The sequence below is a fragment of the Paenibacillus sp. EC2-1 genome, assembly GCF_049311625.1.
Taxonomy (GTDB): Bacteria; Bacillota; Bacilli; order Paenibacillales; family Paenibacillaceae; genus Paenibacillus_AQ.
This window is the reverse complement of the sequence record NZ_CP186006.1, coordinates 5378484-5394555: the sequence shown is the minus strand read 5'-3', so window position 1 is coordinate 5394555 and position 16072 is coordinate 5378484. Positions and strand designations below refer to the sequence as shown.

The 16072-nt window shown below is 43.0% G+C and carries 13 protein-coding genes; 12 read left to right on the top strand and 1 reads right to left on the bottom strand.

Going from position 1 to position 16072, the window contains the following annotated elements; all coding sequences use genetic code 11:
- Positions 1 to 115 precede the first annotated feature (115 nt).
- The 5 genes from ACK8P5_RS25225 (at position 116) to ACK8P5_RS25205 (ending at position 5277) form a co-directional block, all read left to right on the top strand.
- Positions 116 to 2695, top strand: a complete 2580-nt coding sequence (locus tag ACK8P5_RS25225; RefSeq protein WP_422658918.1) for an S-layer homology domain-containing protein — start codon at positions 116 to 118, stop codon at positions 2693 to 2695.
- Positions 2696 to 2998: 303 nt separating this feature from the next.
- A complete protein-coding gene (locus ACK8P5_RS25220; protein ID WP_422658917.1) occupies positions 2999 to 3571 on the top strand; it encodes a hypothetical protein in 573 nt (190 codons plus the stop codon).
- Positions 3572 to 3645: 74 nt separating this feature from the next.
- Entirely contained in the window at positions 3646 to 4263 is a 618-nt protein-coding gene (locus ACK8P5_RS25215) for a hypothetical protein (RefSeq protein WP_422658916.1), read from the top strand.
- An 11-nt stretch (positions 4264 to 4274) separates the two neighbouring features.
- On the top strand, positions 4275 to 4535 hold the full coding sequence (locus ACK8P5_RS25210; protein ID WP_422658915.1) for a hypothetical protein: 261 nt from the start codon (positions 4275 to 4277) through the stop codon (positions 4533 to 4535).
- 55 nt (positions 4536 to 4590) lie between these two features.
- Positions 4591 to 5277: a hypothetical protein gene (locus tag ACK8P5_RS25205; RefSeq protein WP_422658914.1), complete on the top strand. Its 687-nt coding sequence runs from the start codon at positions 4591 to 4593 to the stop codon at positions 5275 to 5277.
- Positions 5278 to 5325: 48 nt separating this feature from the next.
- On the opposite strand, the gene ACK8P5_RS25200 is transcribed toward ACK8P5_RS25205, so the two are convergent.
- Complete coding sequence (locus tag ACK8P5_RS25200; RefSeq protein WP_422658913.1) at positions 5326 to 6678, bottom strand: MATE family efflux transporter; 1353 nt, start codon at positions 6676 to 6678, stop codon at positions 5326 to 5328.
- Positions 6679 to 6809: 131 nt separating this feature from the next.
- On the opposite strand from ACK8P5_RS25200, the gene ACK8P5_RS25195 reads away from it, so the two are divergent.
- The 7 genes from ACK8P5_RS25195 (at position 6810) to ACK8P5_RS25165 (ending at position 16017) form a co-directional block, all read left to right on the top strand.
- On the top strand, positions 6810 to 7493 hold the full coding sequence (locus tag ACK8P5_RS25195; RefSeq protein WP_422658912.1) for a TetR/AcrR family transcriptional regulator: 684 nt from the start codon (positions 6810 to 6812) through the stop codon (positions 7491 to 7493).
- 528 nt (positions 7494 to 8021) lie between these two features.
- On the top strand, positions 8022 to 9845 hold the full coding sequence (locus ACK8P5_RS25190) for a TcaA NTF2-like domain-containing protein (RefSeq protein WP_422658911.1): 1824 nt from the start codon (positions 8022 to 8024) through the stop codon (positions 9843 to 9845).
- Between the two features lie 23 nt (positions 9846 to 9868).
- Positions 9869 to 10390 carry a DUF4878 domain-containing protein gene (locus tag ACK8P5_RS25185; protein WP_422658910.1) on the top strand — a complete coding sequence of 174 codons (522 nt, stop codon included), beginning with the start codon at positions 9869 to 9871 and terminating at the stop codon, positions 10388 to 10390.
- Between the two features lie 31 nt (positions 10391 to 10421).
- Positions 10422 to 10835, top strand: coding sequence for a hypothetical protein (locus ACK8P5_RS25180; RefSeq protein WP_422658909.1), 414 nt, complete (start codon positions 10422 to 10424; stop codon positions 10833 to 10835).
- A 22-nt stretch (positions 10836 to 10857) separates the two neighbouring features.
- Entirely contained in the window at positions 10858 to 11337 is a 480-nt protein-coding gene (locus ACK8P5_RS25175; RefSeq protein ID WP_422658908.1) for a zinc ribbon domain-containing protein, read from the top strand.
- 248 nt (positions 11338 to 11585) lie between these two features.
- Positions 11586 to 15248, top strand: coding sequence for a stalk domain-containing protein (locus ACK8P5_RS25170; RefSeq protein ID WP_422658907.1), 3663 nt, complete (start codon positions 11586 to 11588; stop codon positions 15246 to 15248).
- Between the two features lie 166 nt (positions 15249 to 15414).
- Positions 15415 to 16017, top strand: a complete 603-nt coding sequence (locus tag ACK8P5_RS25165; protein WP_422658906.1) for a class I SAM-dependent methyltransferase — start codon at positions 15415 to 15417, stop codon at positions 16015 to 16017.
- Positions 16018 to 16072 lie beyond the last annotated feature (55 nt).

Genomic DNA, 16072 nt, shown 5'->3' with positions numbered 1-16072 from the left:
GCTTCTGTTGTTAGAGTGATGGAATAAGTAAAGACGCATGAATCTGAAAGGGTCATTTCAATGGTGGGTGAATAGGCCAATAAAGGGCGAGTTTGAATTTTTGGGGAGTGAATAAATGAGCAGATATTTTAAAAAGATATGTCTTGTTTTAGCTGTTGTATTAATACTACAAATTTCATTGCTGGAGTGGCTAAGGTTATCTCCATCCATTAAAGCGGCAGATCCGGGTCCTGTAATTGTAAGCAAAAGTCCGGCCGATGATTATCCAAACGTAGACACAAATACTAAGCTGTCCCTCACCTTTGATGAGAGCATTACAAAAGGAAATGGCTCGGCGACCATTACCATCTATGAATATCCTACGAATGCCGTGTTCGAAAGCTTCGTGGTTGCCTCCAGCGGAGCAGTTACGATCGATTCGTCAGGGAGAAATGTCACGATACAACCAAGTAAGCCATTTCAAGCGAGCACGGAGTATTACGTGCATATTGATCCGGGCGCATTCGTCAACGTTTCTAACGGCGCGAATTTTGGTGGAATTGCAACAAATTATGTATGGAATTTTAGAACGGCCAGTAGATCTCTGCCGTCTGTAACGAGTGTAGCCGTTCCGAGTAACGGCGCGTATGGCGTTGGTGGTAACCTGGATTTCACAGTGAACATGAGCGAGCCCGTAACCGTTATGGGAACTCCTCGTATAGCACTAGTTATAGGATCTACTACTGTTTATGCTAATTATGCATCTGGTTCAGGGTCGAATGCACTTGCTTTCAGGTATACGATTCAACCAGGGAATGAGGATAGCAACGGCATTACCGTTAGAGACTTGCTGTTGAACGGTGGGTCGATTAAGGATTCGGATGGTAACGATGTAATCTTAACGCTTCATAACGTAGGAAGTACAGCGAATGTACTCGTGGATGCAGTTCCTCCGTCGATCTCCAGTGTAGCAGTACCGAGCGCAGGGACTTATAAAATTGGTGATTCGTTAAACTTCACCGTGAATATGAGTAAGGAAATTACGATTAAAGGGAGCGGGACACCGCAACTTGAAATCAATATCGGAGGAACGAATCGGATAGCCTCTTTGGACGGTGGGACGATGCCCGATACCACGGAGTTGCAATTTCGCTACACCGTACAGGCTGGAGATAATGACAGCGACGGCATTGCTATTACAATCTTATCGCTGAATGGCGCGTCGATAAAGGATGCAGCAGGCAATAATGCGGTGCTAACGCTTCATAACGTAGGAAGTACAGCGGAAGTATTAGTCGATACCATGCCAATATTAAACTCAAGCGCAAGCCTGAATAGTTTGAATTTGAGCGGTGTACGATTAGATCAAACTGTGAGCGGAAGTGTATATGAATATACAGCGAGCGTACCGTATTCCTTATCTAACTTTACAGTAACAGCGACGGTCAGTGATCCTATTTTTGGTACTGTGACAGCGAGTGTATACAATAGTGCGAATAGTCTTGTAGCTGGTCCAATTAGCTTAGCAAGCGGGGCAACTAGCTTAGCGCTACCCCTTGAAGTAGGCAGGAATCGAGTGGAGTTATTCGTCATTGCCCAAGATGGTACAAGTGTGAAATATACAGTAATAATCACGAGAGCTGTACAAGACAATGGTTCCAACGGTAGCACCAACGGAGGTAATAACAGTAGTGGAAATGACAACAACGTCGGCGGTGGGTCAACTGTTATACCCCCTGTTATCTCCACCAATGGGAAATTAACGCTTCCCGTAGGTCAAGCAGGCGAAGTTAGATTGGATCATGGACTTGTTATTTCTATACCTGCTAATGCTACAAACAAGGAACTGAAATTAACGATTGAGAAACTGCTCGATACACAGAGTCTTCTCGGCAATCATGAGATTCCTTCAAGCTCGATCTATGAGGTTCTAAAAAACTTCCCCGAGAACTTTAGTAAACCGGTAACCCTGACCTTTGTGTTCGACTCAGCACATTTGAAAAGTGGCCACACGGTAGCGGTCTTCTATTATGATGAGGTGAAAAAGGATTGGGTGAAAAAGAATGGTGGAAAAATAAATGGGGATCGCATTTCCGTAGATATTGACCATTTTGCAAAGTTTGCTGTGCTCGTAGTTGATCAAGTGACTGGTGTACCCGTAGCTGATCCATCTACTAAGCCGACAACGGAAGCTGAATTAAGCGATATCTCCGGACATTGGGCGAAGGCCAATATTAAGCAAGCGGTGAGCACTGGTATCGTCAAGGGTTATACCGATGGAACTTTCAAGCCGAATGCTAAGGTGACACGCGCTGAATTCGCGGTTATGTTGATGAAGGCACTAAAGCCTACTGAAAAAAGTGCGGAGCTGAGATTCACGGATTCAATACCTGCATGGGCTCAGGAGTCCATTGCACAAGCGCTAGGAGCGAAGATTATACAAGGCTATGAAGATGGAACCTTCCGTCCGGCCGAGAGCATAACACGTTCGGAGTTAGCGGTCATGATTCATAGAGTAGTAGGAAAAGATATAATAACTAAGACGTCAACAGGCTTTGCTGATGATAGAGAAATTCCTTCATGGGCCAAAGGGGCGGTTGCTGCTGTGAGGGAACTGGGCATTGTAAGCGGACGTAACGGCAACTTATTTGAACCAAATGAAACAGCAACAAGAGCAGAGGCAGTGACCATCATTATGAATCTGCTGCACCGTTGACCTTGTATTCGTGAATAGTTTGACAGAGGATATCCCAAAAGTCATAAAATGACGGAGGGGCATCCTCTTTTTATTTGTAATGAGAGAGCGAAGCCTAGCAGGGAAAGAGCTGGAGATTGTGCTGAATGGACAAGGATATATTTCTAGCCTTGCAAAAAAATAATTTCCAAAATTCAGGTGAAAAGTAGGTAGACTCAGGACAAACGATTACTATAATGGAAATAAGATACATAAATAGAACCGATCCATAGAATATATACAAGAATCAGGCTAAGTAAGAAATCGATTAGAGGAGGCCATCTCGTGGGGAGATCATTCGCAAATTTGAACATCAAGACAAATAACCTAGAGAAGACTGTCGAAGCATTAAGAGAGCTAAGCGAAGAGCATGGCAAAGTAATAGGCAAGTCAAATGAAGAGGCTCAAGAGTCCAAAGTTGTCATGTACGTAAGCAAAAGCAACGAGAACTGGATCAGCGTGCTCCACGACTATTTTGTATGGGGTACAGTGAAGAAGATTGGTAAAACGTTATCACAGCTTATCGAGGAGCCAGTGATGACTGCTGGATATATGAATGAGGAAATATTCGAGTTGTCGTGCTTTGAGAATGGAGACATTCAAGCGGAAAGAATTTTTTGTGAAGAGTGGACGAGGGATGAATTTGAACAACTCCAAGAAGAGCGTCTTAATGATGACTACTTGCGGAAAGTACTTGATATCCGTAATGTGGATTTTGATGACTTCATTAGCATTACGAGTCCAGAACAAGCCGTAGATAAACTGTCGGATCTTGTAGGAATGTCTTTATGGAGTGATTCGGAGTGGATACCGCACGAAGAAACTCTCAAAAAACGTTTTGGAAAATATGAATTTTAAAAACACATGAGCTATATAGGTACGCTTACTTAATATAGATCAAGATGATGAAGAGTGGCGGTGAAAGAAGAGAAATGGACAAGTTGAAGAACAGCGGATTCTATAAACTTAAATTTTTCATTACGCCCGAAGAGTTTGAAAGCATTTTGAAGCTTTTTGAGCATAAGCAAACGCAATTCCATCTCACCAATTATGCCCAGACAGAGCATGATCAGAGTCAGGTGTATGAGGCGTATCAGACATTTTATCAGTATTTTACGGCAGAGGAGAAAAGGACAGATTATCACCCCTTTTTTGTGTATTCCATTTCTGTTACGTCTAATGATGAAAGCTCCGGATTTTTCATGAGAAATGAAGGTGTACATTTTCCATATGGCGGACAATGGGCAGAGGATGAGCTGCCGTGTATCTTGCTTTCATTTCCTAAAGGCGTTCAAGTTAATTTGGAAGATGATAAAGGGAAATATTATATCTATGAGGATATCCGGGAGCATAAGTGGTTAATATATACGTTTTTTAATGAAATAACGAGCTCTATTAAAAAAATAACAAAGCCGCTTCGCTTCTCAGCGCTTGACGCAGCTGCTATGAAGGAGCAAAAGCCCTCTGTGCGTATAAGCCATGATGCGCTTCACGACTTGAGTAAGTCCTGGATTTCCAGAAAATACGGACTTGTGATCAGTGGCAAGTAGGAGGGGAACAGATGCGTAAAACATGGAAAAAAAGAATTCTGATCGATAATCCTGTTACGCTGGACCAGGTTCAGATCGAGCAGGACTTGCGCGGTGGCAACCAAGTAATTGTCCAGTTCTCCCACCCAGAGTTTTATGGCTCCATATTGGAAGAAGTAGATGAACTTTGCGCACGCTGGGATGGGGATTTTGGAGTACGTTTCTATGCCCACAATTCCTTGTCTTTTGATTGTCATACCCTCTTGCGGATTCAAAATGCTGCAGCTCAATAGCCTCGTCCATGCACATAACACCGAAGCATTAGCTAAATTGGAGAACCTGCGCAGTTTGAGTTTAGGTATATATGAGCTAGAGAATTCGGAAATTCTGGGGATGGATACGTTGCGGTCTCTAAACATTTTAAACGTTATCTCAGATAAGAAGATCCTCAACCTGCAATATTTCAAAGAGTTCTCTTATCTGGAAGAGTTGCATGTAGGCGGCAAGGTTAAAAACCTTGATGCTATAGGTTATTTGGAGGGCTTGAATTATCTTGCGCTGCACTCGATCAGCAAGTTACCGTTACATTTTATTAACCGGTTGAGGACGCTGAAGCACCTTCGTATTTTGCTTGGAGGCCGAGAGCATATTCAGGAAATTGAAGAGAATGCAATCGAGAACTTGGAGATCTGTAGAGTCCGTGGTTTTCATGATCTGAGTAATATTACGGCCTTTCACGCGCTGAGGAGACTTGTTATTGAGGATCAAATTCAATTGCAAGAAATCTGCTTTGAACAGCAAATGAAGTCACTGGAGGAGCTATCTATCAGGAATTGTAAAGGTTTGACTCGTTTGATAGGAATGGAGCATCTGCCCTTGCTTCACAAGCTTCGCATTCTCAAAACGGCAATCGATTTTGATTCCTATATCCATCAGAAACTTCCAAGCTCTTTATCTTCAGTGGAATTTGCAACTTTCAAGGGTAAAGCAGATCAGGAAATACAACAATCTTTAATAAAGCTGGGTTTTCAATAAAGGGAGTAGAGGTAACCTGATCCTGCCTATTTATGTGTTATCTGTTTTCTAGTGTACTAAAGCATCCAAATCTGGCTGTAACTTGTTCCGAAGAATATACAGCATGATGGCTCCGACAAGGAATGCTACCACATCAGCAATGACAAGTGACCAAACCACCCCGTGAAAGCCATTCGTGTGATTGGCGATATAGAGTACAGGAATCAGGGTGATACCTTGAATAACTGACATAATAAACGCGGCAGTTCCTTGCGCTGTTGCTTGGAAGATCCCCGTAAATAACGTAGTCATTCCTGTAACGAACAAGGATAAGAACGTCACATGCAGAATGTAGCTACCCATCTGAATTAATTGTGGGTCATGTGTAAATAAACCAATTAAGTTGTCGGAAATCAGATAAACGATGATACCGAACACGACAGCTAACGCTACAATCATTTTGATCGTAAATCCGATAGTATGCTTCATACGTAATTTATTCGCTGTAAAAGAAAAGGCAATGAGCGGCACGACTCCTTCGCATAAACCCATTAAAATAAATTCGGGAAACTGTAATAAACGTGATGAAATGCCGTAGGCCGCTACAGCCTGATCTCCATATTCAACAAGGAAATGGTTTAAGATGAGCGACATTGCACCTAAAAAGATACTCATAATAAAGACGGGAACTCCGATTTTGAATACGTTGATCAGAATATCTTTGGTAGCCTTGAACCATTTTGCGGAGACAGTTAAGAACTGGCTCTTATATCCCATATGGAAGGCGTAGAATATACTCGCGACCAAGTTGGAAATAACCGTCGCAGACGCAACACCGGTTACGCCTAAGTGGAAGACGAAGATGACTAGTGCATCGAGAATGATATTTACGACAACGCTGAGAATCATACCTATCATCGACGTGATGGCGGCACCCTCGGAGCGAACGATATTCTCCAGTGTGAAGAACAATACCACAAATGGCGAACCGAGTAGCATAATCGTGACATACTCTTTTGTAAAACCGAAGGACTCAGCTGTTGCCCCAAGGCCATTAACGATGGAATCGATCAAGGGGAGTCCTACAGCCATCACGATGAGACCGAGAACGATACTGCTGTAAAAGGCGAAGGAAGATACATGCTTCACATCATCATACTTTTTCTCACCTAGCAAACGAGAGATATACGTCCCACTGCCCATACCAATCAAGTTGCCTAGCGCCATAATAATAGCGAATAATGGCAAGGTTAATGCGAGCGCGGTTAACATGGCCGTATTATGGAGCGTACCAAGGAAGTAGGCATTCAATATAGCATAGATGACACTCATTGACGTGCCTAGCATCATCGGTACAGCAAAGTGAGCTACCGCTTTTGCGATAGGTGCTTTTTCAAAGTAATGGAGGTTTTCTGCATCCATGTGGATCACTTCTTTCTTTTTTTATAAACATCTAACACCGTTAGATTGAACCTTACAGTGTTAGATGTTATCATGAGCCTATGAATCTGTAAAGTATAAACTTACACTGTTAGATAAAAGGGTGGGTATTGATGAAAAAACAGCAACCTCAGATTTCGGAGGATAAGATATTAGAAACGTCGTGGGAGATTCTTGGAGAGGATGGCATTGAGAAGTTCAGCATGAGACGACTCGCCGACAGGTTAGGAATTCAAGCTCCCTCTTTGTACTGGTACTTCAAGAGTAAGCAGACTATCTACCAGCGACTGGCCAATCAGGTATCGAAAATCATTCTGGAGGAGTTTCACTCCGAAGGGGATTGGAAGGACCAACTGACCGGGCTTGCGGTAACGGTGCGAAACGTGCTCAGCCGCTATCCCTGCTCTACGCAGCTCATGATGATGACGCTGCCCCACGAACCGGACATCATCCGGTTCACCAACCGTATGCTGCTCTGTGTAGAATCGACGCCGCTTGAGCAAGAGCAGAAGATGCAGGTGGTTACTACACTTGTGAACTACGTCTACTATTTCGTACTGGATGATTATCAGCATGAGCGTAATATCTCCGCCATCCTTAAGGATAATGGAGCGGCACCTCCAAGGGAGGAGATGATTCGTCTTCTGGATTCCATGAGCGATGGGGAAGCGGGACTGTTCCGGAGAATGTTCACGAACGGGTTATTTGAGCTGATGGGGACCGACAGGGCATTTGAGTTCGGGTTGAAGCTGATTCTGCTCGGAATTGAGCAGGTTATGAAGGAGCAGGAGAAGTAGGATGACTTATCGTTTTCCTTACTAGATTGTCTGTGCAGAACGGGCCTCGTAGAGGTTACCGGAGGGCGGAATTGTTTATACGCATTAGCACTGTTGGGTTGGAATGAAAAAAAGCTGTCTTTTGGGCCTTAATCAGGCCCCGAAGACAGCTTTTGTTATTATGTTGTACTGCGGAGACTAAATCGTGATCATGTGGACTCCGCATAGAGCAGTATAAATTGCGACAGCGGTTACAATCTCTTTGAAGCTGGGAAAATTATTAAGTTATATTTATTTATCTCTTTACAGTATAAATTGCACAGTTATATAATGGAAAAAGTGTCTTTTGTCCTAGGTGTATAGCAACTCATATTTCATCATACATAGGAAAGAGGAATGGTTCAATTGCAAGTTTGCAGTAATTGCGGGTCTAAAGTCACGTCAAGTTACAAATTTTGTAGAAGCTGCGGGGCGAAAACAGATGTAGACGAAATAAATTCCCTCCTTCAGCAAACAGTCCATATTGAAGCCGAAGAGGCGTCTGATCCATTGAAGACGGAAGCGGCCAACCACGTTAAGGAGATGTCAAGCGAGCCTTTGCAGGCTGCGGCTGTTGCCACTGCGTCAAACACTCTAAAGCCGAGTTCTACGTCTCGAACAGGAAAGATGCGTATCCGATTGATCCTGGCGGCATCACTGCTTCTAGTTGCGGCCTTGTTGGTAGGGGGCTATCAATTGGGCAATTATTGGACATCGGAGGAACGATTAATTAGCCGATTTGAGAATGCAGTCCAATCGCAAGATTATAAAGCGGTGGCCTCGATGTTTGCTTCCGATGAGGAGACGCTGGTCATAAACGAGCAGACCGTCAAAAGCTATGTGGATTATTTAAAGAAAAATAATGAGCTTGTAGACGATATCGTAAAAGATTTGCGCAGACAGGCTTTTACACTAAAAAGCGTCAGTGAAGCAAAGAATGATATAGACTATGAGGTGCTGCTTCAGCAAAATGGGAAAATAGCATTTATTTTCGAAGAATATAAACTTCATATAGAACCTATACATATTTACGTTACAACGAACTATAAAGACACGATTATTAAAATTAATGGAGAAGAAGCGGCGGTCGCGAATAAAGCAGATTTTGACCAGACCTTTGGTCCATATTTCCCGGGCGTATTTGAACTTGAAACGGCTCTGCATACAGAGTGGATCGATCTAGAGCAGAAGGAAACAGCGACAGTCATGAGCGGAGGGCAAGATTATACGGCTTACATGGAGCTGAGCGGTACAGAAGTTGAAATCGATACCGGCTATTACGATGGGACGGGTCTAAAGGGAGAACTCCATGTAAATGGTAAGGCAACGGGCATCAATCCATTTGAAACACCATCGTTCGGTCCGGTTCCTACGGACGGCACGGTGAAGTTCATGATTGATTTGGAGCTGCCATGGGGGACAATGCGAACCGAAGAGGTTCCGGTCGAGAGCAGCTTCGTTCGAATTAACATCGGGGATATTCAAGATGCTGCGTTCGAAGATAAACTAATCGAGCAAATTGTGCAATTTAACCGTGATGAATTAAAAGCTGTTACATCAGGCGATCTGATGTCGCTAGAATCGGTAACCGATAATATGATGAGCTACGAGCAGACGATTGTGGATCAAATCGAGCAGAGCCGGGAAGCAGAGCGATCGACATATTTAGGTTCGACCTTTGATCGGGATAGCTTTATTGTCTTCAAGGAGGAGGGGCAATGGAGGCTAAGCGCACTGGCTATTGGCAGCTACCTGTATGAGTACAAAGAGGGAGAAGTGTGGAAAGAAGGCTCTGAAGAGTCACAGGGCAGATATTACACGCTGATATATGACGAGAATAAGAAGCAATGGTTAATGGATGCAGTGTCTATTTTTTACGACGGGGAAGAGTTCAGCGATAACCTTAAGGAAGTTCGAGAACAGCATACAGTTGCGTATGAAGCGAAGGTACAAAGCGCAGCAAATCGGGTGGATCTAGAATCCTTACAATTGGTTATGCACAATTACTTGTCATTATCCGTTCAAGCCATTAATAACAGAGATTTCAGTCTCGTATCAGGACTAATAGATCCGGACGGTCCGGCATACGAAGAATCCAAGAAATATATCCCGTATTTAGAGAAAAAGGGAATTACAGAAGAGCTTCTGAACGTACAAGCTGTCTCCTTTCGTGTACTAGACGATACAAGCATAGAGGTGACGACGAATGACACCTACAACATTATCGATAAGGATGGCAATCGGAAGGAAAGAAGCTATACGAGCACATATAAGCTGATAGAGCAAAACGGAGATTGGAAGATTCATACTTTAATGAAAACAGTAGAAAAATAATTTTGGATAAGGTGGCAAATACAATGTACTGCGGACAATGCGGAACCAAGATTCAAGAACATGAGGGGCAATGCGGCAACTGCGGTAAACCGGTCAGTCAGCCACTCAAGGCTAAGACAACAACGATTAACTATAAAAAGTGGGGCATTATTGCTGTTGTTGCTATTCTCATTCTCTTCTTTATACCTAAGGTGTTCGGCGGAGGGGCGGGGATGTCCAGTCCGAAGGGGACGGTTACCGGATTTATTAAAGCCGTCAAAAAGCAGGATATCGAAAAAATGTACAGCTACTTCAAACCGGATGAGCGGATGACGAAGTCTGAGGTGACTTTCTTCAAAGATAAATTTAAAGAAATGATAAAGGATTCTCCGTTTAAGGTTAAGGATTATAAGATTCTTGATGTGGAAATCGACGGCAAAGAAGCGACGGTGGAGTTTATGGTTGAAGTCCAGTATGGGGATGAAGTAGAGTCGACGGAAGAATCTTTGGATTTAATTAAAGTGGGGAAAAAGTGGTACATAGATGACATTTTTTATAACTTTTAATAGCTTATAAAAAATGTTAGGAGGAACGTTCATGGAGCAATTTTCGAAAGTAGTAACAGAACTCGGCAAATGGTTTCAGACAATGAAGTGGTATCCACTCGTAAGGGCAATGGAGCTAAAACTATTATTCGGAGCGCTAGGAATAAAGCTGCTGCGAGAGTTACTGTATAATTTCCTACCGGTAAGCTCTTATCGTACGTTAAACACGATTTTTTACACGATTCCAATTGCATCACTGGCTCATGTCGTATTTTTTCTTACGGTTTGGACTACGCTTGCTTCGAACACCGTGAAATACACGCCTTATGCACTGTGGGCATTTGCATTTATTCTGTTATTTCCCTTTACGGGCTTATCTTTATCGGGCATGATTATGCCTGCTATATATGTGTTCTTAGGCTTTGCGTTATTTAAGTATACGACATCGTCCTATGCTCTGAAATAATGTTTAGATGGAGGGGTAGACTATGAGTTTCTTCAATAAAATGAAATCCGGTATGAACCAAGTAAAAGACAAAGCAGCCCAAACAGTAGAAACTACACGAATAAGTTCTCAAATTTCAAGTAAGCGAGAAGAGAGAAACTTACATCTTAAGAAGCTTGGCGAGATTGTTCATCTAGCCAATCAAAGAGGAAACTTACAGGATGCGTTGGAGCAAATACAACAAGGTTCCTATGCGATTACGCAAGTGGAACACGAGATTGAATCGCTCGAAATGCAGATGCTATTGGTTAAAGGGGAAAAAAGATGCAGTTGCGGCGCCGTCATCCCTGCCAATTCGAGATTCTGTAACTCCTGCGGTAGTGAAGTAAAGGTAGAGGAGCTTGCTCCTGTACCGGCTCTGGATACAACTCAGCAGCAAGTGAATGCTTTTTGCACCAGTTGCGGCTCGCAGTTAGAGAGCGATTCTGCATTCTGCACATCCTGCGGTGCAAAGATAGAATAATCTGAATACCCTTAACTGGCCACTTTGTTCTGGACAGATTAAGGGTGTTTTTTTGTTGCCAAGGTATGCGGATTAGAGCCGAATCGCTATGTGACGTTTGGATTTCGGTTAGTGGACTGTCACATGACAAATTGATGACAACCAACACTACTCGGCAATGTACATCTTTTCTATAATTATAAAATTAGCATAGTTATCTCCTTGTTTGGAGAAGGGTGTGCAAGATGAATTTCACGAGGGGGATTAAAGTGAGGATCAAGTTTAGCCGGTTTCTAATCTTTGTTCTGACGATTACATTAATTGGGGGTAACTCTGTAGGGGCTGCCGGGGCTCAAAACAAGCAGTCTATTGATGATAGCCTAAAGGTTCTATCAAGAGTATCGGCATTCGCAGGAAGCGGCGAGTTTAATGATTTTGATGGAGCGGCACCAGAGGCATCTTTTCGCATGCCCCAGGGAATGGCTGTATTAAAGGACGGTTCTGTGCTTGTGTCAGACACCCGAAATCATCTCATTCGTCAAATTAAGAATGGAGAGGTTTCTACTTATGCGGGCTTCAAGTATGACGTAAAAGACAACGTAACTCCTGATGGAGCGTGGCATGACGGTGCCAAGGAGGCCGCAGTGTTCAACGGTCCTTCGGGAATGGACACAGATATTCACGGTAACATTTACATAGCAGATACTGAAAATCATCGGATACGAAAAATATCTAAGGATGGAATAGTAACAACCGTTGCAGGAGATGGCATAATCGGCGAAGGAAATGGCATGGGAACGGGGGCAAGATTTTATCACCCTCAGGATGTTGCTGTTGCCGCAGATGGAACACTATATGTTGCGGATACGTTGAATCATTTGATCCGCCAAATATCGCCGAATGGGCAAGTGACTACGCTTAATGCTCCGTCAGATCGCGTGGTTGAGGTTGAAGCTGGATACGTGGTCCGTGCAGGTGACTATGCGGACGGTCAATTGTCGGCATCCAAGTTTAATGAGCCTACCAGCATTGCAATTGACCATAAAGGTAATTTATATGTTAGCGATACAGGTAACCAGGTCATTCGTTATATTGATTTAGCAAAAGGTACGGTTACAACTGCGGCGGGCTTGTCTCCGGGGGAGAAGCCTGTGTATGCGAAAGGCAGTCTGTATGCTGAAGGTGGTTATGCGGATGGTGCTGCTACGGGGGCACGCTTTCAATCTCCTAGAGGGATCGCTGTAACGAAGGAACAGGGGCTAATTATTGCTGATAGCTTAAACCACACGATTCGTTATCTTGCAGACGGACATGTGAGTACTATTGCGGGTGTACCTGCGCAGTTTGGTCAAGTCGATGGTATTAATGATAACAATCTGCTTCATCGACCGACCGATGTAGTGGTTTTGCCAAGTGGCGGATTGCTCATTGCGGACAGTTATAACAATAAAATCCGCGAACTTGAGTATTATAAGCTTCCTGCGGATCTGCCACGTAATACTCAGGTGAAGGTTGTCATGGATGAATCGGTTGTGAGCTTTGACATGCAACCCGAAATTGTAAAGGGACACACGATGATTCCTGTAAGGGCGTTAAGTGAAATGATGGGCTATCAGGTTGGATTTTTGGATAACCAGCGTACCATTGAATTAACGAAGGGCGAAGTAAGAATCAGGCTGCAAATGGGGAGTTCAGAAATTTCGATTAGGAATACGATGGCAGATGCGGAACAAAAGCGGGTGATGGAGGCAGCACCTTATGCGAAAGATGGCCGCTCTTATGTTCCGGTCAGGTTTTTCAGTGAGGCCTTCGGAGTAGATGTACAATGGGATTCGAACACGAGAACGGTTATTTTGAGGGAAATCACAGAAGCTATTGATAAGCTTCCTGCAGCGGATCGAAAATCTCGTTCGGCAGTTATTGAACAGATTAAAGGAACCGTCTGGATAACTCAGGCAGGTGGCTCAATGACTTACCAGGCTTATAATGGTATGAATCTTCATCAAGGTGATCATATTCTTACGGAAAAGAATACGAGCGCGATATTGAGGACGAATGATCGTAAGGATGAAATTACAATTAGTGAAAACTCGGAGCTTTACATTTCAAATTTGAGTGGTACATCTCGTACAAAGCACACAAGCTTTATGTTATGGAGCGGGCTCGCTTCAGCCCATGTGTCCTCGCTGGTAAATGCCAAGGATACCTTCAACATCCTGACGCCGACCGGTGTGACCCATGTTCGTGGGACAAATTTTATGGTGAGCATCAATCCGGTTACAGGGATACCTACACTCTTTGTAAACAGCGGCCTGGTTCAAGTAAGCGGCAAGGGGACCAGTCAGAATCCGGTCCTTGTATTTCCTGCGCAGATCATAAATTTACTTCCGAATTTGGGATCATCAAGTATGCCGTCCATAGTGGACCCATCTAGTCTCATCAATCAACTCTCACCTGCTGTCATCGAATCGCTAATAAAGCAAAAGAATAAAATAGATCAGGAAAATGCAGAGATGCTAGAGAAAATGAAGAATGAGGCTTTGGGCTCCAACCTTGGGGGAAGTCTGGGTAATTTGTCTCCAAGTGATCTAGAACAGTATCAAAATAATTTGAATAATCTGCTCGGTAATATTTTAAAACAGGCTCTTGATCAGAATAAAATGGATCCTAAACAGTTGCAGGCACTGATCGATGAGGCTAATAAGAAATTAGATCATAGTATTGATTTAAGTAAAGTTCCTCCTCTTCAATTAACGCCTGAGCAGAAACTACAGCAGGAAAAGCAAAAGCAGCTAGAGGCTGAACAAAGAAAACGGCTAGAGGAACAGAATAAGCAGCGTGAACTAGACGAACAAAAGAAAGCTATGTTAGATAAGATTAAAGCGGAAAAAGAAAGACTCGAACAGGAGAACAAGAAGAAACAAGAAGAGGCTGCCAAGCGAGCAGAAGAATTGTATAAGCAAAGACTTTCGGATGCGGATAAGCAAAAATTTGAAGAGCAACAAAAAGCCTTGGAGCTAAAGAAAAAGCAGCAGGAACAAGCACAACAACCGAAGGCTTCGATCCCAGCACCAGCACCAACGCCAATTGCACCAACAACACCAACAACACCAACAACACCAACAACACCAACAACACCAACAACACCGACCAATACTGCCCCAAAGGTGGTTAAACCACTATCGGATCGAATGGTAAACGCTGACGATGCTTATGAAATAGATATGAGCACAGTCTTCCATGATGTCGATGGAGATGCGTTAATATTCTCAGCCCGTTCGAGTGACTCAGCTGTAGCAGAAGTAGTCGTGAATGGAAGTGGGCTACGGATTACGACAAAAGGTAAGGGTATTTCCGAAATTCGCATTACAGCCAGCGATGGAAAAGGTGGATTGACCGACACTTCATTCCGTTTCGCGTATTATCATAAGCTTGAGAATTTGAGGGCTGAAGTCACATCCAGTTTCATAGAACTCTACTGGGATGCCTATGGGGAAGAGGGGATAACTTATCACGTCTATATGAATGATAAGTTAGTCGAGTCTACACCTGACACTCATGTTTCGCTTACGGGACTTAAGCCAGATACGGTCTATAATCTACGAGTAGTCGCAGTTCATGGTGATAATGAGATTGAAGCGTTCGCCGACTATACGGCAACCACTCAACCTTTTGACTTTCAGTCCACGGAGGTGACCGCTAATTCAATTACTGTATTATGGGGTTACTATGAAGGGAAAAAAATAAAGCTTTATCTTAATGATGAAGAGATTGATCTAAGTATGATCGGCTCTCCTGATGAGAATCATTATACCTTTACGGAATTGAGTCCGAACACATCCTATAACATTCGGATAGAAGCTTGGGATGAACAGAATTTATGGGCAACAAGCGAAATTACTGTGGAGACAGGAATGTTACCAGATTTGTAAGAGACTTGGAAAATCACTGTTGTTGCAAACAGCAAAGTTGAAGAATAAAATATAGAAGGGGACTGCAGTTCCCCAAACTAATTTATTTTTGGAATTAAGAAGAGGGGCATTTTCCCCCTCTTTTTTTATTTTACTGCTCATTTTTCAGCAGATCGGAGAGGTAATCATGGGAAATACAGATAAGTTTGAAATGATAGCGAGTACCTATGACAATTCGGAAAGAACTCATACTGCGAAGGTATCCTCAGATGCGATTCGTGAATACTTAATTGAAGCTAACCATAAGAAGGCTATTGATTTTGGGTGTGGAACGGGTCTTGTCGGAATGAACTTGGTAAACGATTTTGATTCTATCCTTTTTATGGATACATCCCCAAACATGATTAATCAAATTCAGCAGAAAATCTCTGAATCTAATATTCAGAATGCAGATACATTGTGCTTTGATATGGAACAGGAAGATTTGTTTGATGTACGTGCTGACTATATTTTTATGGCTCAGGTTCTACTCCATATTGCTGATGTTGAATTGGTGTTATCCAGATTATTGAATGTTCTCAATGAAGGCGGGCATTTATTAATCGTCGATTTTGATAAAAATGAGAAAGTTGTATCGGATATGGTTCATAACGGATTCAATCAAGAAGAGCTAACTAACCTGATGACGAAAATAGGGTACAGAAATATTCAATCCAAAACGTTTTATTCAGGTCATAAGATTTTTATGGGACAAGATGCCTCCATGTTCATTCTTGATTCTCAAAAATAACAGCACTATTCTACGCCACTACTTTTTTATTTCCGAGCTACTCACCCCGTGGTAA

Excerpts from the sequence above, each read along its gene's own strand:
- ACK8P5_RS25175 (WP_422658908.1), top strand. The coding sequence starts at position 10,858 with ATGAGTTTCTTCAATAAAATGAAATCCGGTATGAACCAAGTAAAAGAC.
- ACK8P5_RS25165 (WP_422658906.1), top strand. The coding sequence starts at position 15,415 with ATGGGAAATACAGATAAGTTTGAAATGATAGCGAGTACCTATGACAAT.
- ACK8P5_RS25200 (WP_422658913.1), bottom strand. The coding sequence starts at position 6,678 with ATGGATGCAGAAAACCTCCATTACTTTGAAAAAGCACCTATCGCAAAA.
- ACK8P5_RS25210 (WP_422658915.1), top strand. The coding sequence starts at position 4,275 with ATGCGTAAAACATGGAAAAAAAGAATTCTGATCGATAATCCTGTTACG.
- ACK8P5_RS25215 (WP_422658916.1), top strand. The coding sequence starts at position 3,646 with ATGGACAAGTTGAAGAACAGCGGATTCTATAAACTTAAATTTTTCATT.
- ACK8P5_RS25185 (WP_422658910.1), top strand. The coding sequence starts at position 9,869 with ATGTACTGCGGACAATGCGGAACCAAGATTCAAGAACATGAGGGGCAA.
- ACK8P5_RS25180 (WP_422658909.1), top strand. The coding sequence starts at position 10,422 with ATGGAGCAATTTTCGAAAGTAGTAACAGAACTCGGCAAATGGTTTCAG.
- ACK8P5_RS25195 (WP_422658912.1), top strand. The coding sequence starts at position 6,810 with ATGAAAAAACAGCAACCTCAGATTTCGGAGGATAAGATATTAGAAACG.
- ACK8P5_RS25225 (WP_422658918.1), top strand. The coding sequence starts at position 116 with ATGAGCAGATATTTTAAAAAGATATGTCTTGTTTTAGCTGTTGTATTA.